The 22,275-nt window shown below is 65.1% G+C and carries 20 protein-coding genes; 11 read left to right on the plus strand and 9 right to left on the minus strand.

The window, feature by feature from the left end:
- Positions 1–95: 95 nt before the first annotated feature.
- From HOP03_10605 to dusA, 5 genes are all read right to left on the minus strand, one after another.
- Complete coding sequence (locus tag HOP03_10605; protein NOT88623.1) at positions 96–1,514, minus strand: two-component sensor histidine kinase; 1,419 nt, start codon at positions 1,512–1,514, stop codon at positions 96–98.
- A gap of 78 nt (positions 1,515–1,592) precedes the next feature.
- A complete protein-coding gene (locus HOP03_10610; protein NOT88624.1) occupies positions 1,593–2,279 on the minus strand; it encodes a response regulator transcription factor in 687 nt (228 codons plus the stop codon).
- Positions 2,280–2,416: 137 nt separating this feature from the next.
- On the minus strand, positions 2,417–2,782 hold the full coding sequence (locus HOP03_10615; protein NOT88625.1) for a PepSY domain-containing protein: 366 nt from the start codon (positions 2,780–2,782) through the stop codon (positions 2,417–2,419).
- Between the two features lie 154 nt (positions 2,783–2,936).
- The gene (locus HOP03_10620) at positions 2,937–3,848 is read right to left on the minus strand and encodes an amidinotransferase (protein NOT88626.1); all 912 of its coding nucleotides are present in this window, start codon (positions 3,846–3,848) and stop codon (positions 2,937–2,939) included.
- Between the two features lie 4 nt (positions 3,849–3,852).
- On the minus strand, positions 3,853–4,860 hold the full coding sequence (gene dusA, locus HOP03_10625; GenBank protein ID NOT88627.1) for a tRNA dihydrouridine(20/20a) synthase DusA: 1,008 nt from the start codon (positions 4,858–4,860) through the stop codon (positions 3,853–3,855).
- Positions 4,861–4,954: 94 nt separating this feature from the next.
- Here dusA and HOP03_10630 point away from each other — a divergent pair, with 94 nt between their 5' ends.
- The gene (locus HOP03_10630) at positions 4,955–5,830 is read left to right on the plus strand and encodes a 2-oxoglutarate-dependent dioxygenase (protein NOT88628.1); all 876 of its coding nucleotides are present in this window, start codon (positions 4,955–4,957) and stop codon (positions 5,828–5,830) included.
- Between the two features lie 21 nt (positions 5,831–5,851).
- Here HOP03_10630 and HOP03_10635 read toward each other — a convergent pair whose 3' ends face one another.
- From HOP03_10635 to putA, 3 genes are all read right to left on the minus strand, one after another.
- The gene (locus HOP03_10635; protein NOT88629.1) at positions 5,852–8,269 is read right to left on the minus strand and encodes an RNA-binding transcriptional accessory protein; all 2,418 of its coding nucleotides are present in this window, start codon (positions 8,267–8,269) and stop codon (positions 5,852–5,854) included.
- Between the two features lie 97 nt (positions 8,270–8,366).
- Positions 8,367–9,020 carry a DUF2026 family protein gene (locus HOP03_10640; protein NOT88630.1) on the minus strand — a complete coding sequence of 218 codons (654 nt, stop codon included), beginning with the start codon at positions 9,018–9,020 and terminating at the stop codon, positions 8,367–8,369.
- 106 nt (positions 9,021–9,126) lie between these two features.
- The gene (gene putA / locus HOP03_10645) at positions 9,127–12,315 is read right to left on the minus strand and encodes a bifunctional proline dehydrogenase/L-glutamate gamma-semialdehyde dehydrogenase PutA (protein ID NOT88631.1); all 3,189 of its coding nucleotides are present in this window, start codon (positions 12,313–12,315) and stop codon (positions 9,127–9,129) included.
- Between the two features lie 294 nt (positions 12,316–12,609).
- Between putA and coxB the strand changes: the two genes are divergently transcribed.
- The 5 genes from coxB to HOP03_10670 are packed head-to-tail and all read left to right on the plus strand — an operon-like array spanning position 12,610 to position 16,931.
- Entirely contained in the window at positions 12,610–13,584 is a 975-nt protein-coding gene (gene coxB, locus HOP03_10650) for a cytochrome c oxidase subunit II (GenBank protein NOT88632.1), read from the plus strand.
- A 23-nt stretch (positions 13,585–13,607) separates the two neighbouring features.
- The gene (gene ctaD, locus HOP03_10655) at positions 13,608–15,233 is read left to right on the plus strand and encodes a cytochrome c oxidase subunit I (GenBank protein NOT88633.1); all 1,626 of its coding nucleotides are present in this window, start codon (positions 13,608–13,610) and stop codon (positions 15,231–15,233) included.
- A gap of 24 nt (positions 15,234–15,257) precedes the next feature.
- Entirely contained in the window at positions 15,258–15,404 is a 147-nt protein-coding gene (locus tag HOP03_10660) for a hypothetical protein (protein ID NOT88634.1), read from the plus strand.
- Positions 15,401–16,003: a cytochrome c oxidase assembly protein gene (locus tag HOP03_10665; GenBank protein NOT88635.1), complete on the plus strand. Its 603-nt coding sequence runs from the start codon at positions 15,401–15,403 to the stop codon at positions 16,001–16,003. Before HOP03_10660 ends, HOP03_10665 begins: the two co-directional genes overlap by 4 nt.
- Before the next feature lie 43 nt (positions 16,004–16,046).
- Positions 16,047–16,931: a cytochrome c oxidase subunit 3 gene (locus tag HOP03_10670; GenBank protein NOT88636.1), complete on the plus strand. Its 885-nt coding sequence runs from the start codon at positions 16,047–16,049 to the stop codon at positions 16,929–16,931.
- Between the two features lie 151 nt (positions 16,932–17,082).
- Here HOP03_10670 and HOP03_10675 read toward each other — a convergent pair whose 3' ends face one another.
- Positions 17,083–17,313: a twin transmembrane helix small protein gene (locus tag HOP03_10675; protein ID NOT88637.1), complete on the minus strand. Its 231-nt coding sequence runs from the start codon at positions 17,311–17,313 to the stop codon at positions 17,083–17,085.
- Positions 17,314–17,384: 71 nt separating this feature from the next.
- Here HOP03_10675 and HOP03_10680 point away from each other — a divergent pair, with 71 nt between their 5' ends.
- The 5 genes from HOP03_10680 to HOP03_10700 all read left to right on the plus strand — a co-directional run bounded on the left by HOP03_10680 (position 17,385) and on the right by HOP03_10700 (position 22,232).
- Positions 17,385–18,131 (plus strand): SURF1 family protein, encoded by a 747-nt coding sequence (locus HOP03_10680; protein ID NOT88638.1) that lies wholly within the window; start codon positions 17,385–17,387, stop codon positions 18,129–18,131.
- A complete protein-coding gene (locus HOP03_10685) occupies positions 18,128–18,694 on the plus strand; it encodes a hypothetical protein (GenBank protein NOT88639.1) in 567 nt (188 codons plus the stop codon). The genes HOP03_10680 and HOP03_10685 overlap by 4 nt, the downstream gene beginning before the upstream one ends.
- Positions 18,695–18,707: 13 nt before the next feature.
- Positions 18,708–19,880: a COX15/CtaA family protein gene (locus tag HOP03_10690; GenBank protein ID NOT88640.1), complete on the plus strand. Its 1,173-nt coding sequence runs from the start codon at positions 18,708–18,710 to the stop codon at positions 19,878–19,880.
- A gap of 10 nt (positions 19,881–19,890) precedes the next feature.
- Positions 19,891–20,811, plus strand: a complete 921-nt coding sequence (locus HOP03_10695) for a protoheme IX farnesyltransferase (protein NOT88641.1) — start codon at positions 19,891–19,893, stop codon at positions 20,809–20,811.
- Between the two features lie 95 nt (positions 20,812–20,906).
- Complete coding sequence (locus HOP03_10700; protein ID NOT88642.1) at positions 20,907–22,232, plus strand: amidohydrolase family protein; 1,326 nt, start codon at positions 20,907–20,909, stop codon at positions 22,230–22,232.
- Positions 22,233–22,275: the final 43 nt, after the last annotated feature.

Below are 22,275 nucleotides of genomic sequence, written 5' to 3' on the forward strand. Positions count from 1 at the left end.
CCGACATCACGGCGTGTCCGATTGCGTCGAACAATGATCGAAATGGTTTCGATCGTTGCAATCCAACGTGTCTTGATGTCGAGCCATGGCGCGACCTACAGCCCAGGCGGCAGCGTGACCTCGAAGCGTGCGCCGCCGAGTTCTTCCGACACGCCGACCTCCAGCTCGCCGCGATAGCTGCGCACGATGTCCTGCACGATCGCCAGGCCGATACCGTGACCCTGCACGCGCTCGTCGCCGCGCACGCCGCGCTGCAACACCAGGGCGATCTTTTCCTCCGGGATGCCGGGGCCGTCGTCTTCCACCACCAGCAGCAGGCCGGGGCGGCGGTTGGGTGCGGTGCCGCCGGCTTTCGCAGTGAGCAATACCCGTGCACGCGCCCATTTGAACGCGTTCTCCAGCAGATTGCCGAGCAATTCCTGCAGGTCGCCCTTTTCGCCGTAGAAGCGCGCCTCCGCGTCGATCTCGAATTCGCAGAACACGCCTTTCGCTGCGTAGACTTTTTCCAGTCCGCTCACGATTTCCTCTGCGTTGCTTTCGATCGCAAGCGGCGCCGCGAACAGTTTGTGGCCGCCCGAGGCCGCCCGACTCAACTGGTAACCGACCAGATCGTTCATGCGTTTGAGCTGGTCATCGAGTTCGGCCCGCAGCTCGGGCCCATCGGTGCCGCTGTCCATCCGGCTGCGCAGCACCGCGAGCGGGGTTTTCAGGCTGTGCGCGAGGTCGGCGAGGATATTGCGCTGACGTTCGAGGTTCTCGCGCTCGCTCTCGATGAAGGCGTTGATGCTTTCGGTCAGGGGTTCGAGCTCGCGCGGATGGCGTTCGCCCATCCGGTGCGCGATGCCGCGCTGCACACGCTTGAGCTCATCGATCACGCGTCGCAGCGGCAACAGGCTCCAGCGCAACACCAGCACCTGCAGCAGCAGCAGAAACACGCCGACGCCACCCAGATAACCCCACAGCGCGCGCCGGAACACCGTCAACTGGTTCTGCAGCCGCGCGGTGTCCTCCAGGATGTAAATGGTGTGCGGGACCTCGTCGGACAGATCGTCGCCCGGCCACACCAGGCCGTAACCGAACCGGTACGCCTGGCTGGTTTCGCCGTTCGACTTCATGTATTCCAACGGGCCTTCGAACCGCTCCTGCCCGGCTTTGAGCATGCGCACCGGCGGCAGCTGCGGCCCGCGCGCCGAATCGGAATCCCACAGCACGAACGGCAGCACGATCTGCGCGTACAGGCCGCTGCCCGGGCGTTTCAGGCGCGGATCGGGCAGTTTGTCGTCGTATGGCGGCACCAGGTCGCCGCCGCGGCTGAATTCGGTTTCGCGGGCGAAATCGAGCGCGTAGTCGCGCAGCCGACCGCGCAGGATGTTCTCGGCGGTGTTGAGGAACGCGCGGTCCAGGGCGTAGCCGGCCAGGGCGAGAAACGCGATCAGTCCGAGGCTGGCGGCCAGCAGCTGTCGCGTCTGCAGCGAGCGCGGGCGCCAGTGATAGAGGCGTTCACGCGTGGCCATGGCGGGTGTCCGGCAGCGCATGCGCGACGAGGCCGCGCGTGGAAGCGCGGCCTCGGAGGCACTGCGGCGCGGCCGGGTTCAAGCGTCGCCGGTACGCGCGATCGCGAAACGGTAGCCACGACCGCGCACGGTCTCGATCGGCTTGAGCGCGCCATCGGGGTCCAGTTTCTTGCGCAGTCGGCCGATGAAGACTTCCAGCACGTTGGAGTCGCGATCGAAATCCTGCTGGTAGATGTGCTCGGTGAGGTCGGCCTTCGATACCAGCTCGCCCGCATGCATCATCAGATATTCGAGCACTTTGTATTCGTAGCTGGTCAGGTCGACATTGCTGCCGTTGACGCTGACGGTCTGCGCGGCGAGGTCGAGGGTGACCGGCCCGCATTCGAGCGCCGGTTTGCTCCAGCCTGCGGCGCGGCGCACCAAGGCGTTGATGCGGGCGAGCAGTTCTTCGACGTGGAAGGGTTTGACCAGATAGTCGTCGGCGCCCTGTTTGAGGCCTTCGACCTTGTCCTGCCAGCTGGAGCGGGCGGTGAGGATCAGCACCGGGAACTGTTTGCCTTCGGCGCGCAGGGCCTGGATCAACTCCATGCCAGACATCTTCGGCAGGCCGAGGTCGATGATGCCGATGTCGAACGGCACCTCGCGGCCCATGTACAGGCCTTCCTCGCCGTCCTGGGCGGTATCGACCGCGTAGCCTTCGCGTTTCAGCCGCGCGGCCAGGGTCTCGCGGAGGGGGGCTTCGTCTTCGACCAGAAGGATTCGCATCGATCGCTCCAAGGCTGGCGGAAATGCCAGCGTCTCATTCAGGAACGGAGCATAGCCGCGTGTGGCGACGACCGAGCGCCGGGCGTTCGGTCCGTTCAGATTTCACTTATGCGCCCCCTGCAGCCGGAAGCCTGGGTTCAATCTTCTTTGTGTTGGCGAGACGGGTTGTCGCCGTTGCGCGGCACTTGCCGGCGCGGGTCGGGGTTCGGCTGGGCGTCGTCCATGTAGATCCGGACGCGGCCCGCGTCGTCGACCACTTTGATGCGGGTGACGTCGCGGCCGTCGTACTGCATGCGCTCGGCGCTCAGCACCTGGCCGCGGTTGGAGCGTTCGATCCTGCGGACGGCATCGGACACACTGTCGTCGCGCTGGGAACGAGTCGGCTCCGGCGGCGGGCGTTCGCCGCGCGGGCCGCGACCTTGCTGGGCAGCCGCCGGCAGGGCGGCGCTGGCCAGAGCGACGGCCAGAACGGTCAGCGGCGGGAGGCGGCGGGACAGCGACATGGGCGAAGGCTCTGGAAGGTGGCGATGGTGGAACACATCATCGCGCTTGGGATGGGCATTCTTGAAAGGTAGCGGTGAATCCGTCCTTAACTTTTTCTTAAGCCCGTCCGATCAGGGGGTGGGGTTCAGCGACGAAGCATCGCAGGCGCAGGCTTCAGTAGAGTTCTCCGACACAGCAGCGCAACGAACCGCCAGCGGCTTCGATGGCATCCAGGGCCACGCTGCGCACGTCGAAGCCGGCCGCCGCCAGCGCCGCCCGGGTCGTCGCAGACAGCGTTTGCGCGGCGGTGGCGCTCATCCAGACCGTCTCGGGGGCCAATGCGATCGCATTGCCGGCGAAGGAGGCGCGCTCGTCCGGCGTCAGCCTGATCGCGTGCGGGGCGTAGCCGGCGGCGATGGTTTCGACGACCGCCGGGTCCGCGAAACCGTCGGCGCAGATCAGCGCTGCCCGCCCGGCCAGCACCGCCAGCACCACGTTGGTGTGATATTCGCCCGGGGCGAGATCGAACATCAGCGTCGCGCGCAGACCGAACGCCTCGTGCATCCGCCGGGCGCCGGCCTCGTCGCAGCGCTCCGACAGGCCGCAGTAGCCCAGGCCACGGGCACGGTCGATCACCAGCGCGCCGGTCAGTTCGCATGCGTGCGGTTGCGTGGACAGATCGATTTCGTCGTAGCCGAGCGTGTCGGCGAAAAAGCGGCGGATGTCGGACCGCGCGGCTTCGCGCTGGCGCACCGGATGGCGCATGCGGCCGATGATCGAACGCCCCGGCGCGGTCGCGAAGACATTGTTGGGAAACACGGCATCGGGCGTCGTCGGATCGCCAGCGAAGCAGATCACCGGCAGCTCGGCCGAAAGCGCGCGCTGCAGTTCGCGATGCTGGGCGGACGCGCGTGCGGCGTCGAATGCGGCAGCTTCGGCCATGTAGCGGTTGTCGCTTGCCGATTCCGCCGCCAGCCCGAAGCCGTCCGGCGCGACCAGAAACGCGGCCTTGGCCGTGGCCGGGCCGAAGTCGGGTGGGCAGATGCGTGCGCGGGCAAGGAACGCGGCGGTGTCGCGGGTCAGCATCGGATCACGCCGCCCGATCCTGCGGCGCGGCGGTCACCGCCAGCGCCTGTTCGATCAGCGCCCACTGCGCGCAGGGACGATGCGCACCCTCGCTGAGGATCTGCCGGAACGCACGGCCACCGCGCTCGCCGTGGAACAGACCAAGGATGTGGCGGGTCATGTGCTTCAGGGCGATACCGCGCGAGAGCTGGTCTTCGACATACGGGCGCCAGGCGCGCAGCAGGTCGCCGCGGGTGTGGGCCGTGTCATCGAACCAGGCGGCATCCAACCGATGCAGCAGATACGGATCGTGATACGCCGCGCGGCCGAGCATCGCGCCATCGGCGTGATCCAGATGCGCGCCGGCTTCGGCGAAGTCGGCGATGCCGCCATTGACGACCACCTGCAACTGCGGGCGTTCGCGCTTGAGTCGATAGGCCCAGTCGTAGCGCAGCGGCGGCACTTCGCGGTTCTCCTTCGGCGACAGCCCTTTCAGCCAGGCGTTGCGCGCATGGACCACGAACATGCCGCAACCTGCGGATGCAATCGTGTCGACGAAATCGAGAAAGCGCGCCCACTCGTGATCGTCGTCCACGCCGAGCCGGCATTTCACCGTGATCGGCGTGGACGGCGCGGCGTCGATCATGGCGGCCACGCAGTCGGCGACCAGCGCCGGTTCGCGCATCAGGCAGGCGCCGAAACGCCCGGCCTGCACGCGGTCCGACGGACAGCCGCAGTTGAGGTTGATCTCGTCGAAGCCGTGCTCCGCACCGATCCGCGCGGCCTGCGCCAAGAGCGCTGGCTCGCTGCCGCCAAGCTGCAATGCGACCGGATGCTGGCGGTCGTCTTTCGCCAGCAGCTTCGACCGGTCGCCGTGGATCACTGCGTTCGCATGCACCATTTCCGTGTAGAGCCGCGCATGCGGCGCCAGCAGGCGATGGAAATTCCGGCAGTGCGTGTCGGTCCAGTCCATCATCGGCGCGACGGACAGACGGAGCCGCCCTGAGGCGATGGTGGCGGAATGGACAGGCATCGCGGCATTCTAGAGAGCCAGACCGGCGATGCACAGCCGACAGGGCGGCGCCATTGCGGTCGCCGCCGGTACGACGAACAGCCCAAGAGCAGATATGGTCAACGCCGATTATCGAAATATCACCCGATGGCTCGTCGAACAGATCCGTGCCGGCCAGTCCACGCACGCGCTGCTGCAGTCGATGTCGCAACAGGGCTGGCGGCGCGATATCGCGATGGGATTGATCGCGCAGGCGATGGGCGAGCGTTCGGGTGCGGCCGATGCGTCGCCGGAAGCGGTTGCGCCACCGCTTCAGCCCGCTGCAAGTGGCGCGACGACGATGCCGGGGCCCGCGATCGAAGGGTCACCGATCTCGCTGGATGCGGGCGACCGCAGGGTGTCGGTGCTCATGACCTTGCCGGAGCCGAGGGTCGTGCTGTTCGGCGATGTCCTCAGCAAGAACGAATGCGACCGCCTGGTGGAGGTCGCGCGCCCGCGCATGCAGCGTTCGCTCACCACCGATCTGAAGACCGGCGACAACAAACTGGATGTCGTGCGCACCAGTCGCGGCATGTTCTTCAATCGCGGCGAGAATCCGCTGATCGCCGCGATCGAAGCGCGCATCGCCCGCCTGCTGGCGTGGCCGGTCGAGAAAGGCGAGCACCTGCAGGTGCTGCACTACCGCCCCGGCGACTGTTACGAACCGCATTACGATTATTTCGATCCCGCGGGCGACGCCGCGCCGGCGCTGATCGCGCGCGGCGGACAGCGCGTCGCGACGCTGTTGATCTATCTGCGCGAACCCGAGGCCGGCGGGGAAACGATCTTCCCGGAGACGGGGCTGCGCATCTCGCCCAAGCGCGGCTGCGCGCTGTTCTTCAGCTACGACCGCCCGCATCCATCGACCAAAACCCTGCACGGCGGCGCGCCGGTGATCGCCGGCGAGAAATGGGTGGCGACCAAGTGGCTGCGCGAGGGTGTGTTCCAGTAGATCCCGCGTTGGTGCAGATTCTCAGCGTTTGAGCCCCCGCAGCGCATCCGCCATCGCGGTGTTGGCGGGAGGCGATGCATTGCCGGGACGCGGCTTCTGCGCGCCGCTGCCCCCATTGCGCGCATCGTTGCGTCCGTTCTTGCGGGCGGTGTCGCCGTCGGCCGCCTGCTCGCGCTTGCCGCCGCGCGCTTCGCCCGGTACATCGTCGAGACGGCAGGTCAGGGCGATGCGTTTGCGCGGGGCATCCACTTCCATCACTTTCACTTTCACGACGTCGCCGACCTTGACCACGCTGCGCGGGTCCTTGACGAACTTGTCGGACAACGCGGAGATATGGACCAGACCGTCCTGGTGCACGCCGATATCGACGAACGCGCCGAACGCGGCGACGTTGGTGACCACGCCCTCCAGCACCATGCCCGGCTGCAGATCGCCGATGCGCTCGATGCCGTCGGCGAAGCGCGCGGCCTTGAACGCGGGTCGCGGGTCGCGGCCGGGTTTTTCCAGTTCGCCGACGATGTCGCGCACCGTGGGCAGACCGAAGCGGTCGTCGGTGAATTGCTCCAGCTTCAGGTTGCGCAGCGTCGCGGTATCGCCGATCAACTGCGCGATGGGGCGTCCGCAGGCTTTCACGATGCGCTCGACCACCGGATAGGCTTCCGGATGCACGGCCGATGCGTCCAGCGGCTGGTCGCCGCCGGCGATGCGCAGGAAACCCGCGCACTGCTCGAAGGTCTTCTCGCCGAGGCGCGGCACTTTCAACAACTCGCGACGCGATGCGAATGCGCCGTGCTGGTCGCGGTAGACGACGATGTTCTCGGCCACCGCCGCGCTGAGACCCGCGACGCGCGCCAGCAGCGCCGACGACGCGGTGTTGACGTACACGCCGACCGCGTTGACGCAGTCCTCGACCTTCGCATCGAGCGCGCGCGCCAGCGCATACGGATTCACGTCGTGCTGGTACTGGCCGACGCCGATCGCCTTCGGTTCGATCTTCACCAGCTCCGCGAGCGGATCCTGCAGACGACGCGCGATGGATACGGCGCCGCGCAGGCTGACATCGAGATCCGGAAATTCGCGTGCAGCACGCTCCGACGCCGAATACACCGATGCGCCGGCCTCGCTGACCACGACCTTCGTGAGCTCGAGCGCCGGAGACTTCGCCATCAGTTCGCCCGCGAGCTTGTCGGTCTCGCGCGAGGCGGTGCCGTTGCCGATCGCGATCAACTCGACCCTGTGCTCTTCGCAGATCCGCTTCAGCACCGCGATCGAGCCGTCCCACTGCCGTTTCGGTTCGTGCGGATAGATCGTATCGGTGGCGACCAGTTTGCCGGTGGCATCGACCACCGCGACCTTCACGCCGGTGCGCAGACCGGGATCGAGACCCAACACGGCGCGCGGGCCGGCCGGTGCGGCGAGCAGCAGATCCTTGAGGTTGTCGCCGAATACCGCGATCGCCTCGTTTTCCGCTTTCTCGCGCGCGCTGCCGATCAGGTCGAGGGAAAGATTCATCAGCAGTCGCGCCCGCCACGCCAGGCGGCAGGTATCGAGCAGCCATTTGTCGGCGGGGCGGCCCTGCGCAGCGATGCCGGCCGCGAGCGCGACGCGGCCTTCCGCATACGCATGGCCCTGTTCGACATCGGTCGTCGGTTCGAGATCCACCGACAGCATGTCCTCGCGCCGGCCGCGCAGCAGCGCCAGCATGCGGTGCGAGGGAATGTTCTCCAGCGATTCGCTGTGATCGAAATAGTCGCGGTATTTCGCGCCTTCGTGCTCTTTTCCGGCGACGACTTTCGCGCGCAGCACGCCCCTGGCCTGCAGCCAGCTGCGCAGCTCGCCGACCAGCGCGGCGTCTTCGCCGAAGCGCTCGATCAGGATCGCGCGCGCGCCTTCCAGCGCGGCAGCGGCATCGGCCACGCCCTTGTCGGCATCGATGAAGGTTTTCGCGCGTTCGTCTGGCGCGACCGAGGGATCGGCAAGGATCGCGTCGGCCAGTGGTTCCAAGCCGGCCTCGCGCGCGATCTGCGCCTTAGTGCGGCGCTTCGGTTTGTACGGCAGATACAGATCTTCCAGCCGCGATTTGCTGTCGGCGGCGAGCAGATCGTCCAGCAGCGGCTTCGTCAGTTTCCCCTGCTCCGCGATCGACGCGAGGATCGCGTCGCGGCGGTCTTCCATTTCGCGAAGATACGACAGCCGCGCTTCGAGATCGCGCAGTTGGGTGTCGTCCAAACCCTCGGTGACTTCCTTGCGGTAGCGCGCGATGAACGGCACGGTCGCGCCGCCGTCCAGCAGCTCGATCGCTGCGCGCACCTGCGCCGGTTTCGCAGCGATTTCGTCGGCGATGGTCTGGGCGATGACGGCTGCGATGGCTGCGGCGGAACGTACGGGCGCGGCGATGCCGGCGGGCGACTCGGAAGACGGTGCTGCGGTGTTGGGCATCGGGATTTCGCGGTTGAAAGACTGAGGTCCGATTGTCACCTCCGCACGTGCCGGGGGCCAGACTGGTGTTGGGCTGAAAGATATGGCAATGCTTCAGTTACCACTTGCTGTTCAGTGATGCAGGGACTATCCGCATTTGGGTAATTTTGCCGTCACTGCTGCCAATTTTCAGTTCTTGACGCATCTTTCTATCTGCAGGCATGAACCATTGGCTGCAGATATCCAAAAGATCTCTGACATCGTTTCTTATGAGGTTTTTTTCTAAAAGTTCGTTCGTTAAGTGTTGGTTGGGGAGCAGGAAAAAATCGCCGGCTCTTTCAAGATTGGGGCTGTCATTCATTTCGACTTTTTTCTTCTGGAACATCCTCCTCGGCACGGGCGATTCAAATCCAGCCTCTTGAGCTGAGAAATTGAAAAGAGGTGCCGTGAAGTCGATGATCCAGTCTTCCGACTCCACCCAACAATGAAAAGAGTCCTCGTCGCTATCAACTGCCATCGTGCCATCGTCTTTTTTGACTTTGGCAAATGAAAGGATGTCGCTTTTATCAGTCGATTTGCTTACGCAATAGAATGCGGCTCCGGCAACAGGTCGAGCTTCGATTTTAAGCCTTGTGCTAAGAATGTAGGCGCCAGCCATGCTGAAAAACAAGCACGATTTGTGCGGTATGGATTGTTGCCCTTTCAGCACCGCATGAGCTATGTCGTGGATGCGTTCGTAGTCTTTGATTCTGATGAGTGGGGTGTGGTCCATGCGTTAGCCCCTAAATGCTGTACAGCGAAAGTCTTGCCGTGTTCCTTCCCTGTCCGCAAAGAACCCATGCTCGCGCATGCGAGCACGGGCTGTGCCATTCAGAAAATCAATCCCCCAAAGTCAACAACGAAGCATTCCCGCCGGCCGCAGTGGTATTCACCGTCACCGTCTTCTCGGTCGTGAAGCGCGGCAGATAGTGCGGACCGCCGGCCTTGGGCCCGGTGCCCGAAAGATTCTGGCCGCCGAACGGCTGCACGCCGACCACCGCGCCGATCTGGTTGCGGTTGACGTAGATGTTGCCGACTTTCGCGCGCGCGACGATGCGGTCGATGGTTTCGTCGATGCGCGAGTGGATGCCCAGGGTCAGGCCGAAGCCGGTGGCGTTGATGGTGTCGATGACCCGGTCGAGCTGATCGGCTTTCCAGCGGATCACGTGCAGCGCGGGGCCGAAGTTTTCGCGGGTCAGCTGCGACAGCGACTGCAGTTCCCACGCGCGCGGTGCGAAGAAGGTGCCGTGGGCGACGCTGTCGTCGGTGCCCGCGGTCGCGATGAGTGTCGCGCCGGCCGTCATTTTCGCGGCGTGGTCTTCCAGCAGCTTCAGCGCGTCGGCGTCGATCACCGGGCCGACGTCGGTGGACAGCAGGCCGGGATCGCCGACTTTCAATTCAGCCATCGCACCGGCGAGCATGTGCATCACCTTGTCGGCGATGTCGTCCTGCACGAACAGCACGCGCGCGGCCGAGCAGCGCTGGCCGGCGGAGGTGAATGCGGACGAGATCGCATCTTTCACCAGTTGTTCCGGCAACGACGAGGAGTCGCCGATCAACGCGTTCTGGCCGCCGGTTTCGGCGATCAAGACGCCGATGGCGGCATCGCGCGCGGCAAGCGCGCGGTTGATCGCGCGGGCGGTGTCGTTGGAGCCGGTGAAGGCCACGCCGGCCGCGCGTGAATCCCTGGTCAGCGCCGCGCCGACGGTGGCGCCATCGCCGGGCAGGAACTGCAGCACGGCTTCGGGCACGCCGGCTTCGTGCATCAGTTTCACTGCGGCGTAGCCGATCAGATTGGTCTGTTCGGCCGGCTTGGCGATCACGCTGTTGCCGGCGGCGAGCGCCGCCGCGATCTGGCCCATGAAGATCGCCAGCGGGAAATTCCACGGCGAGATGCACACGAACACGCCGCGACCGGCGAGCTGCAGGGTATTGGATTCGCCGGTCGGGCCGGGCAGGGGCTCGACCGCGAAGATTTTTCTCGCCTGGCCAGCGTAATAACGCAGGAAATCCACCGCTTCGCGGACTTCGGCGATGCCGTCTGGAATGGTCTTGCCCGCTTCCTTCGTGCACAGCGCGATGTACTGCGGCATGCGGTCTTCGAGCAGTTTCGCGGCGTGTTCCAGGATTGTCGCGCGGCTGGCGGCGGGCATCGCGTCCCAGGCCGGCTGTGCGGCGACCGCGTTCTGCAGGGCCTTCTCGACGGTGGCGCTGTCGGCGGGCTGCCACTGGCCGACGGCCTGGCGGCGATCGGCGGGATTGAACACCGGCAGCGATACACCGGCGATGGTCGCGCCCGGCACCAGCGGTGCTGCGCGCCAGTCGGCGACTGCGGCGTTGATCTGCTGCGCGAGCGTCTGCAGCTGCGCGTCGTTGGCGAGGTTGAGGCCCATGGAATTGTCTCTGTCGTTGCTGCTGTCGAGCGCGAGGTAACTGCGGTACAGATCGACCGGCAGCGGGATGCGCGGATGCGGAATGCTCTCGAACGTCGATACGGTGTCGACCGGATCGTGGATCAGATCGTCGATCGAGACCGTGTCGTCGGTGATGCGGTTGACGAAGCTCGAATTGGCGCCGTTTTCGAGCAGGCGGCGCACGAGGTACGGCAGCAGGTCTTCGTGTGAGCCGACCGGCGCGTAGACGCGGCACGGCACGTTCAGGCGGTCGGCGGGGATGACTTCGGCATACAGATCGTCGCCCATGCCGTGCAGCTTCTGGAATTCGTACGCCGCGTCGCCGGCCATGCGGTGGATCGCCGCGATCGTTTGCGCGTTGTGGGTCGCGAACATCGGGTAGATCGCATCGGTCGCGTTCAGCAGGCGCTGCGCGCAGGCCTGGTACGACACGTCGGTGTTCGGTTTGCGCGTGAACACCGGGTAGCCGCTCTGGCCGTCGACCTGGGCGCGTTTGATTTCGCTGTCCCAGTAGGCGCCCTTGACCAGCCGCACCGGGATCATCCGGCCGAGGCGGCGGGCGATGTCGGCGATGTGGTCGATCACGAACGGTGCGCGCTTCTGGTATGCCTGCACGACGATGCCGAAGCCGTTCCAACCCTGCAGCGACGCGTCCGCCAGCACCTGGAAAATCAGATCGAGCGACAGTTCGAGCCGATCGGTTTCCTCGGCGTCGATGGTCAGTCCGATACCGTACTGCTTCGCCAGCTGCGACAGTTCGAGCAGGCGCGGGCCGAGTTCGGCGAGCACCCGCGCGCGCTTGGCGTGTTCGTAGCGCGGATGCAGCGCCGACAGCTTGACCGAGATGCTGGGCACCGCGAACACGTTGTCGCCGAGGAAGCTGCCGTTCGGCCCGCTCTTGCCGATGGCGCGTATCGCCATCCGGTAGGCCTCGAGATAACGCAGGCCGTCGGCGGTGGTCAGCGCGCCTTCGCCGAGCATGTCGAACGAATAGCGGTAATCCGCGTTGTCGCCCTTGCGGCTGCGGGTGAGCGCTTCGTCGATCGTGCGGCCCATCACGAACTGGTGGCCCATGATCCGCATCGCCTGGCGCACCGCGAGCCGGATCACCGGCTCGCCGACGCGGCCGATCAGGCGCTTGAAGGCGTTGTGGACATCGCGCCGGGTGTCGTCGGCCAGATCGACCAGTCGGCCGGTCAGCATCAGGCCCCAGGTCGAGGCGTTGACCAGTACCGAGTCGGACTGGCCCATGTGCCGCTTCCAGTCGGCATCGCCGAGCTTGTCGCGGATCAGCTTGTCGGCGGTGTCCTGGTCGGGAATCCGCAGCAGGGCCTCGGCCACGCACATCAGCAGCACGCCTTCCTCGCTGCCGAGGTCGTACTGGCGCATGAAGGCTTCGATCGCGCCCTGGTCCTGGGCGCGGGCGCGGACCCGGCGGACCAGATCGGCGGCGGTGGCCTGGATCGCGGCGCGGTCGGCGTCGCTCCAACCGGGGCGCGGCTGGCGCGCGGCGGCCAGCAGCTCGCGGACGTGCTCGGTCTCGTCGCGGACCCAGGCGGCGGTGATCGCGGCGCGCAGCGGTTCGGGCGGGGGCGGCAGTTCCGGCGACAGCATCGGATGGGTGGTCTGGTGGATGGTCTTGTCGACGATCACGTTCACGACGGTCCGGCGGAGCGGAGAGGTCGCGAATTCTAGCAGTGCCCGTCGTCAGGGCTCGCGTGCCTTGTGGCTGGGGCGCCGGGGTGGTGACGCGTAAGGTTTGCTTGCCGGTGCGGGGCGCGAAGGGCTACCATTCTCGGGTTTCCCGGGACCGATTCGCGGCCTGCATGGCGCCCATGCCTGCATCCGCCGCCCGGTTTTCTCGTACCTAAATAATTGAGTCAGTCACGACTTCTGGGGTTTTGGGCCATGGTGCAAGCGCGTGCGTGTTGGACAAACTGGGGCCGGAGATCGCTGGCGAAACCGTCCCTGGCGATGGCGGCGCTGCTGATGCCGGTCGTGGCGATGGCCCAATCCGCGGACCCGGAACGTTGGCAGCTCAACATGGGGCAGGGCGTGACCGCGTCCTCGCAGAACGCCTACGACGCCCACATGTTCGCACTGTGGGTCTGCGTGATCATCGGCGTGATCGTCTTCGGGGCCATGGCCTATGCCATGTTCAAGTTCCGCAAGTCCAAAGGTGCGGTGCCGGATACCTCGCTGGTGCACAGCACCAAGCTCGAAATCATCTGGACCGTGGTTCCGATCGCACTGCTGGTGGTGATGGCCATCCCGGCCACCAGCAAGGTGATTGCGATGTACGACACGCGCGATGCCGCGATGACGGTCAAGATCACCGGCTACCAGTGGTTGTGGAAGTACGAATACCCGGGCGACAAGCCCGGTGACAGCATCAGCTTCACCAGCCGGCTCGATCGCAAGAGCGACGAGATCCGCCAGAGCAAGATCGATGCGCGCACCGCCAACCATCCGACCTATCTGCTCGATGTGGACAACGCCCTCGTCGTCCCCACCGACACCAAGATCCGCTTCCTGATCACCGCCGATGACGTGATCCATGCATGGTGGGTACCGGCGCTGGGCTGGAAGCAGGACGCCATTCCCGGCCTGATCAACGAAGGCTGGACCGAAATCAAGACGCCGGGCCTCTACCGTGGCCAGTGTGCCGAGCTCTGCGGCAAGGACCATGGTTTCATGCCGATCGTGGTGAAGGCCGTGCCGAAGGCCGAGTTCGAGCAGTGGCTGGCAGCCGAGCGCGCCAAGAATGCGCCGCCGGCCCCGACAGCGCCGGTCGAGGCCGCACCTGCTGCTGAAGCCGCCGCGCCGGCCACCGCCGCCGCGGACCAGAACGCTCCCGAAGCCGCCGCCAACACGGCCGGCTGATCGCATCACATTCGAGGTAAGTCATGGCCACCACGCACGCCGACCACGTCTCCGCTACCGAAGATCACGCGCACGACCACAAGCAGAGCTTCGTCGAACGCTGGCTCTTCTCGACCAACCACAAAGACATCGGCACGCTGTATCTGGTGTTCAGCTTCGTGATGTTCATCGTCGGCGCGGCGATGTCGGTCGCGATCCGCGCCGAACTGATGACGCCGGGCCTGCAGCATCTGAACCCCGAGCAGTTCAATCAGATGACCACGATCCACGCGCTGGTGATGATCTTCGGCGGCGTGATGCCGGCCTTCGTCGGGCTTGCCAACTGGATGGTGCCGCTGCAGATCGGCGCGCCCGACATGGCGCTGCCGCGCATGAACAACTGGTCCTTCTGGATCATGCCCTTCGCCTTCACGCTGCTGCTGATGACCTTCTTCATGGACGGCGGCGCCCCGGCGGGCGGCTGGACGCTGTATCCACCGCTGTCGCTGCAGGGCGGCACCAACCTGTCGTTCGCGATCTTCGCCATCCACATGATGGGCATCAGCTCGATCATGGGCGCGATCAACATCATCGCCACCATCCTCAACATGCGCGCCCCGGGCATCGATCTGCTGAAGATGCCGATCTTCTGCTGGACGTGGTTGATCACCGCGTTCCTGCTGATCGCGGTGATGCCGGTGTTGGCCGGCGCGGTGACCATGCTGCTGACCGACAAGTACTTCCTGACCAGCTTCTTCAACGCCAAGGGCGGCGGCGACCCGGTGATGTTCCAGCACATCTTCTGGTTCTTCGGTCATCCCGAGGTCTACATCATGATCCTGCCGGCGTTCGGCGTGGTCTCGGAAATCATCCCGACCTTCAGCCGCAAGCCGCTGTTCGGCTATCAGGCGATGGTCTACGCGACCGCCTCGATCGCCTTCCTCTCGTTCATCGTGTGGGCGCACCACATGTTCACCGTCGGCATGCCGATGGGCGGCGAGATCTACTTCATGTTCGCGACGATGCTCATCGCGATTCCGACCGGCGTGAAAGTCTTCAACTGGGTCACCACCATGTGGCGCGGCTCGATCAGCTTCGAGTCGCCGATGCTGTGGGCGATCGCGTTCGTGATCCTGTTCACCATCGGTGGTTTCTCGGGCCTGATGCTCGCGATCGTGCCGGCGGACTTCCAGTACCACGACACTTATTTCGTGGTCGCGCACTTCCATTACGTGCTGGTGACCGGCGCGCTGTTCGCGATCATCGCGGCGGTGTACTACTGGTGGCCGAAATGGACCGGCCGCATGTACAACGAGACCTTCGCCAAGTTCCATTTCTGGTGGTCGGTCGTCTTCGTCAACCTGCTGTTCTTCCCGCAGCACTTCCTGGGCCTGGCCGGCATGCCGCGCCGCATCCCGGACTACAACGTCGTGTTCGCGGACTGGAACTTGATCAGTTCGATCGGCGCGTTCGGCATGTTCGCCACGCCGTTCATCATGGCTTTCGTGCTGTGGCATTCGCTGAAGCACGGCGCCAAGGCCGAAGCGCGCGCGTGGGAAAGCGCCAAGGGCCTCGAATGGACGGTGCCGTCGCCGGCGCCGCACCACACCTTCACTACGCCGCCGATCATCCGCGAAGGCGATCTGGCCCACGGCGACGTCACCCACTGACCGCCTGAGCGATCCGGACCGACAATGACGACTTCGCAGCCGCCCATTCCCTTGACCGACGAGCAGATCGCCGTCCGTCGGGCTTCGGCGCGGCGCACGGCGCTGATCGCGGCCTGCATCGCGGTCGCGGTGTATGTCGGCTTCATCGCCCTGAACGCGCTCTCGCAATGAACGCCGACGCCCCCATTGCGCGCACGCGCCGCTTCGGCGTCACCGCCATGGTCGCCGTGTCGCTGGCGGCTTTCGGGTTCAGTTTCGCCCTGGTTCCGCTGTATCGGATCGCCTGCGAAAAATTCCTGGGCATCCGTCTCGAGCGAGGCGCGGCCGACGCTGGCGTCGTGGCGACGACCGCGCGGAACGATCGCCTGGTCACGGTCACCTTCGACAGCACCGTGAACTCGAAGCTGCCTTGGGAATTCGGTCCGATGGCGATGAGCATGCAGGTCCGTCCGGGCGAGGTGTACGAAACCACCTATTTCGCGCGCAACACCAGCCAACGCGACATTGTCGGCAGCGCCACGCCGTCGGTCGCGCCGGCGCGGGCATCGCAGTATTTCAACAAGACCGAATGCTTCTGCTTCACCGCGCAGACGCTCGCTGCTGGCGAGAGGCGCGAGCTCCCGGTGCGTTTCATCGTCGATCCGGATCTGCCGGAGGACGTACGCACGCTCACGCTGTCCTACACTTTCTTCAAGAACGATCTGCTCACCGCCAGGTTGAACGCGCCCAAGTCGGGCGTTTCGACCGATGCACAGCGCAGCTCGCCCTGACTCCAATCAGATTTCTCATCAGACTTTCCGCGAGACGACCGCCATGGCCCAAGCGCACGCCGACCACCACGATCAGAACGCCTACTTCGTACCGCATGGCAGCAAGTGGCCGGTGTTCGCCTCGGTGTTCCTGTTCACCACCATGCTCGGCTTCGCCAGCTGGTTGAACCATGTCGCCTGGGGCAAGAGCGTGTTCTTCCTCGGGCTCGCGGGACTGATGGCGATCCTGTTCAAGTGGTTCGCCGACGTGATCCTCGAATCGCTGGCCGGTCACTACAACAAGCAGGTCGACACCTCGTTCCGCATGGGCATGGTGTGGTTCATCTTCTCGGAAGTGATGTTCTTCGCTGCGTTTTTCGGCGCGCTGTTCTACACCCGCCAGTTCGCATTGCCGTGGCTGGGTGGCGAAGGCGATGGTGCGCTGACCAATGCCACCTTGTGGCCGAATTTCAGCGCTGCTTGGCCCAGCAGTGGCCCCGAGAGCGTTGGCGGTACTTTCCAGACCATCCCCGCCTGGGGATTGCCGCTGACCAACACCCTGATCCTGTTGACCTCGGGCGTCACCGTCACCATGGCCCACCATGCGCTCAAAGCGGCGCATCGCAAGGCGCTGCTGGTGTGGCTGGGCGCGACCGTGCTGTTGGGTTGCACCTTCCTGTTCCTGCAGGCCGAGGAATACATCCACGCCTACCAGGAATTGAATCTGACCCTCGGTTCGGGCATCTACGGCTCCACCTTCTTCATGCTCACCGGTTTCCACGGCGCGCACGTGACCCTCGGCACGCTGATGCTGGCGATCATGTGGCTGCGCTGCGCCAGGGGCCACTTCACCAAGGACCAGCACTTCGCGTTCGAAGCCGTGGCGTGGTATTGGCATTTCGTCGACGTGGTGTGGCTGGGCCTGTTCCTGTTCGTCTACGTCCTCTGACATCCGGAGTGCGGGCGAGGATTTCGCGGGCACGCTTCACGCATTGCGGATTCGCGCATACCACGTTCGCGCACGCCAGAAACGAAGAAGGCCGGCATTGCGCCGGCCTTCTTGTCTGCAGTCGATGAGGCGGATCGGATGCCGCGCCCGCTCAGCCTGCGGGCCTGCTGCCGATGCCATGGGGTTCGATCCAGCCCATGAAGATCGCCAGAACCACCAGCAGGATCAGCGCGACGGACAGCGCGATGCGTTTGGTCAGCGCATTGACCGTGCGCTTGGTTTGGCCCTTGTCGACCAGCATGTAATACAGGCCCGCCCCGAGATTCCACAGTATCAGGATCAGAAACCCGATGATGAGCAGGGTCTTCAACGAATCGCTCATGAGACGCTCCAGCGGCGTGCGCGGCTGCACGTGGTGTGCCCGGCATTATCGCAGGGGATGAGGACGTCCGGATGAATCTGCGCCGCCATCCGCTGTTCCTGTGGGCGATCGCATTGCTTGCGCTGGCGCTGTTCGCGCGCCTTGGATTCTGGCAACTGGAACGCGCCGCCGAGAAGCGCGAACGACTCGAAAATGTCGCCGCGGTGCTGGCCGCGCGCCTGCCGCAGTCGTCGGCTGTGATCGTGGATACGGGCCGCGCCCAGGCATACGATTGGGTCGATCTCGAAGGCGGCTTCGCGGATGGCCCGATGGTGCTGCTCGACAATCAGCAGCTGGGTGGCGTGGCGGGTGTGCGCGCCTATCGCGTGTTCGTGTCGAATGAAGGCGCTCGGGTGTTGCTGGATCTGGGTTGGGTCGCGCTGCCGCCCGATCGGACATTGCCCAGGCTGGCTTCCGATCCTGCGCGCCTACGACTGTCGGGTCTGCTGTTGCCACCGCCGGGGCAGGGCATCGACGTGGGTGGGCCGGTCGCGCAGCCCGATGGCACGCTGCTGGCGACGGCCATCGATCTGCCGACGCTGCGGACCGCGCTGAAGCAGCCCACGCTGGCACCGCGGGTCTTTCGCCCGGAGCCGCAGTCCGGTTTCGGTTTCGAGCGCGATTTCGACATCCTGCCCAACACGCTGCCGCCCGAACGGCACCTCGGCTATGCCGTACAGTGGTTCGGATTGGCGGCGACCGTACTGATCACCGCGCTGCTGCTGACGTGGCGCGCACGCCGCGCAGCCGCGCACCGCAACGACAGGCTTCTGCCATGAACGACACCGCCGCACGCCAACGTGGCCGCAATCGACTCGTACTGATCGCGATCTTCGCGCTCTTCTTCGGCGCGTTCGCGCTCGCAGGTCTCCTGCGCTTTTCGGGCTGGCGTCCCGCCGGGATGAAGAATCACGGCGAATTGCTGCAGCCGCCCGGCGACCTGCGCACGCTCAAGCCAGTCCTGCTCACCGGCGGAGAATACCGCTGGAATCCGGTCGAACGCGTATGGCGGATCGTGGTCGCGCCGCCTGCCGACTGCGGCGAACCCTGCGTTGCGCTGTCCGCAGAACTCGATCTGGTGACGCAGTTGTTCGGGCGCGATGCCGATCGCGTGCATGTGCTGTGGGTCGGCAATGTGCCGGAAACTGCGCTGAAAATGCGGGAGACGCGCGGCTTGCGCGACGATCCGGCTTTGCGGCACGCACTGCCACGCGTCGATGACCCTGCGGGCATCCCGGTCTACGTGGTCGATCCCAACGGCTTCGTCATCCTGCGCTATGCCCCCGGTTTCGATCCCTCGCATCTCCGCCAGGACGTGTCCCGGCTGTTGAAACTCAAGTAAGAAGAACGCTTTCATGTCGAACGACACAACAGACGCCAAGCCGGCCGCGCACAAACCGACGGTCTATCGCCACTTCCATCGCATCGCCTGGCTGGCGGTCGTGCTGGCGCTGTGCGTGATCGTGTTCGGTGCGTTCGTGCGGCTGTCGAACGCAGGCCTGAGCTGTCCCGATTGGCCGACCTGCTATGGCCGCGCGACGTGGCCGCAGGCGGTGGGCGATGCCGACGACCATGCGGCCAGTGCGATCCGCCCGTTCGAGACGCACAAGGCCTGGCGCGAACAGGTGCACCGTCATGCCGCCGCCGTGCTCGGCACGCTGGTGTTGCTGCTCGCGCTGCTCGCGGCGCGGCGCCGTCGCTTCGGCATCGCGCAGATATTGCTGGCGGCCGGTTTGATCGCACTCGGCATTCCGCTGTACATGCGCGGCATGCACGATGCAGCGGTCGCCTGTGCGGTGCTGGGCGAACTGATCCTGCTGATCGCGGCGCTGCGCTGGAGCAACGACGATCTGTCGCGTGTCGCCGCGTTCACGCTGATGCTGATCGTGTTCCAGGCGCTGCTGGGCATGTGGACGGTCACATGGCTGCTCAAGCCCATCGTCGTCATGGGTCATCTGCTCGGTGGCATGACCACGTTCTCGATGCTCACATGGATGGCCTGGCGTGCCACAGACAGCCCGGTGCGCATCGCCGGCGCGAACGCGATGCGCTGGTGGTTGATCGGTGCGGTATGCGTGGTCGGCATCCAGATCGCGCTCGGTGGCTGGGTCAGCGCCAACTATGCGGCGCTCGCCTGCGGCAACGACTTCCCGACCTGCGTGGGTCAGTGGATACCACCGCACGACTTCAGGGAAGGCTTCGTGCTCTGGCGTGGGGTTGGCGCCGATTACGAAGGCGGCGTGCTCGACGGCGCATCGCGGATCGCGATCCAGCTGGCGCATCGGACGATGGCGCTGGTGGTGTTCCTCTACCTGCTGTGGATGGCGCTGAAGCTGATCCGCACGCCGGGGCTCTGGCTCACCGGCGTGGTGCTCGGTGTGCTGCTGTTGGTCCAGGTAGGGTTGGGCATCGCCAACGTCATGCTCGGTCTGCCGCTGTGGACGGCGGTGATGCACAACGGTGTCGCCGCGCTGCTGCTGTTCCTGCTGGTCGGCCTGCTGGCGCGTCTGTGCCGGCCGAAGGTATGAGCGCATACCGATGACGATCCCGATGCGCGAATACTGGGCACTCACCAAACCACGGGTCGTGGCGCTGATCGTGTTCACTGCATTCGTGGGCATGTTTCTCGCGGTGCCGGGATTGCCGCCGTTGCGCCAGAGCGTCTTCGGCTTCATCGGCATCTGGCTGGCCGCCGCCAGCGCGGCGGCGATCAATCATCTGATCGACCAGCGCATCGATCGGATCATGGCGCGCACCGCGCATCGTCCGCTCGCGACCGGCGCATTGAAGCCGGCGCAGGTGCTCGCGTTCGCGGTGTTCCTCGGTGCGCTGTCGATGGCCATGCTGATTTCGATGGTCAATCCGATGACCGCGGCGCTGACGTTCGCATCGCTGATCGGTTACGCCATCGTCTACACCGCATGGCTCAAGCGCGCCACGCCACAGAACATCGTCATCGGCGGTATCGCTGGCGCCGCACCGCCCCTGCTTGGCTGGGCCGCCGTGACCGGCATGCAGAACCAGTGGGATTGGGCGCACGCGCTGCTGCTGGTGCTGATCATCTTCGTGTGGACGCCGCCCCATTTCTGGGCGCTGGCGATCTTCCGTCGCGACGACTACGCCCGCGCGCTGGTGCCGATGCTGCCGGTCACCCACGGCGTGGAATACACCCGCTGGCAGATCCTGCTCTATACCGTGCTGCTGGTCGCGATCACCGTCCTGCCGTGGGCCGTGGGCATGAGCGGTCTGTTCTACCTCGGCGGCGCGCTGGTGCTGGGCGCGGTGTTTCTCTGGTACGCGTGGAAGATGCTCGATCCGCCGGACGAATTCTTCGCCATGCGCACGTTCAACTATTCCATCGTGTACCTGATGGCATTGTTCGCGTTCCTGCTGGTGGATCATTGGCTGCTGCCGTGGCTGACGCCTGCGCCCGCGTTCGAACTGCGGCCGGCGGGCTGATAATCTTCTGTAGGAGCGGTGCAAGCCGCGATGGATTGCAGATTCATTTCCCACGATCAATCGCGGCTTCCGCCGCTCCCACATAGGAGCCAACCATGCGTCGACTGCATCTCCTGACGCTGTTCTGCAGCTTGACCCTGACCGCAGCCAGTTTCTCGCCCCGAGCCCAAGAGGCGGCGAAACCCCACGGCAACGCATCCGTCGTCAGCGCCGCGCGCATGCTCGACGTGCGCAGCGGCCGGATGCTCGAAAACGTGCATCTGCTGATCGAAGACGGCCGCATCAAACAGGTCGCCTCCGGCAGGGACGCGTTCATTCTCACCACCGACATGGCGCGCTACGACCTCGGCGACGTGACGCTGTTGCCCGGCATGATCGACATGCATGTGCACATCGACAGCGATCCGACCTACAGCGGCTATTCGTATCTGCAGTTCAGCGACCGCTTCTGGTCGGCGGTCTCGGTGGTGCACGCGCAGAAAACACTGATGGCCGGTTTCACCACGATCCGCAACCTCGGCTCGGAAGACTGGAACGACGTCGGCCTGCAGCAGGCGATCGACGAGGGCAAGATCGTCGGCCCGCGCATCGTGCCTGCGGGCTTCGCTTTCGGCGCGACCGGCGGACACTGCGATTCCACGTATTTTCCGCCGTCGATGAACGACCGCAATCCCTACAACGCTGACTCACCAGAAGAAGCGCGGAAGTCCGTGCGCGCAATCCGCAAATACGGCGCGCAGGTGATCAAACTCTGCGCGACCGGCGGCGTGTTCTCGCGCAACACCGAACCCGGCCAGCAGCAGATGACCTACGCCGAAATGAAGGCGGCCGTCGACGAAGCGCAGATGTGGGGCTTGAAAGTCGCGGCGCATGCGCACGGCGCTGCAGGCATCCGCGATGCGATCCGCGCCGGCGTAGGCACCATCGAACACGCGAGCCTGCTCGACGACGAAGGCATCCGCCTCGCGAAGCAGTACGGCGCCTGGTTGTCGATGGACATCTACAACACCGACTACACGCAGGCGGAAGGCAAGAAGAACGGCGTGCTCGAAGACAACCTGCGCAAGGATCGCGAACTCGGCGACATCCAGCGCGAAAACTTCCGCCGCGCACACCAGGCCGGCGTGAAGATGGTCTTCGGAACCGATGCAGGCATCTTTCCGCACGGCGACAACGCAAAACAGTTCGCGGTGATGGTGCGCTACGGCATGACCCCGACGCAGGCGATCCAGTCGGCCACGATCAACGCCGCCGAAGCGCTGGGTCGCAACGATATCGGCGTGATCGTAACCGGGCGCCTCGCTGATATCGTCGCAGTAAGCGGCAACCCCGCGCAGGATGTGACGCTGTTGGAACACGTCGCGTTCGTGATGAAGGGTGGTGTGGTAATCATTGGCGAAGGAAAAGGCTATCAAAAATAACGCTTCGATAGCGAGATGCTTGCAGTAGGTGAAGATGGATTTA

Source organism: Lysobacter sp., assembly GCA_013141175.1.
Classification (GTDB): domain Bacteria; phylum Pseudomonadota; class Gammaproteobacteria; order Xanthomonadales; family Xanthomonadaceae; genus Lysobacter_I.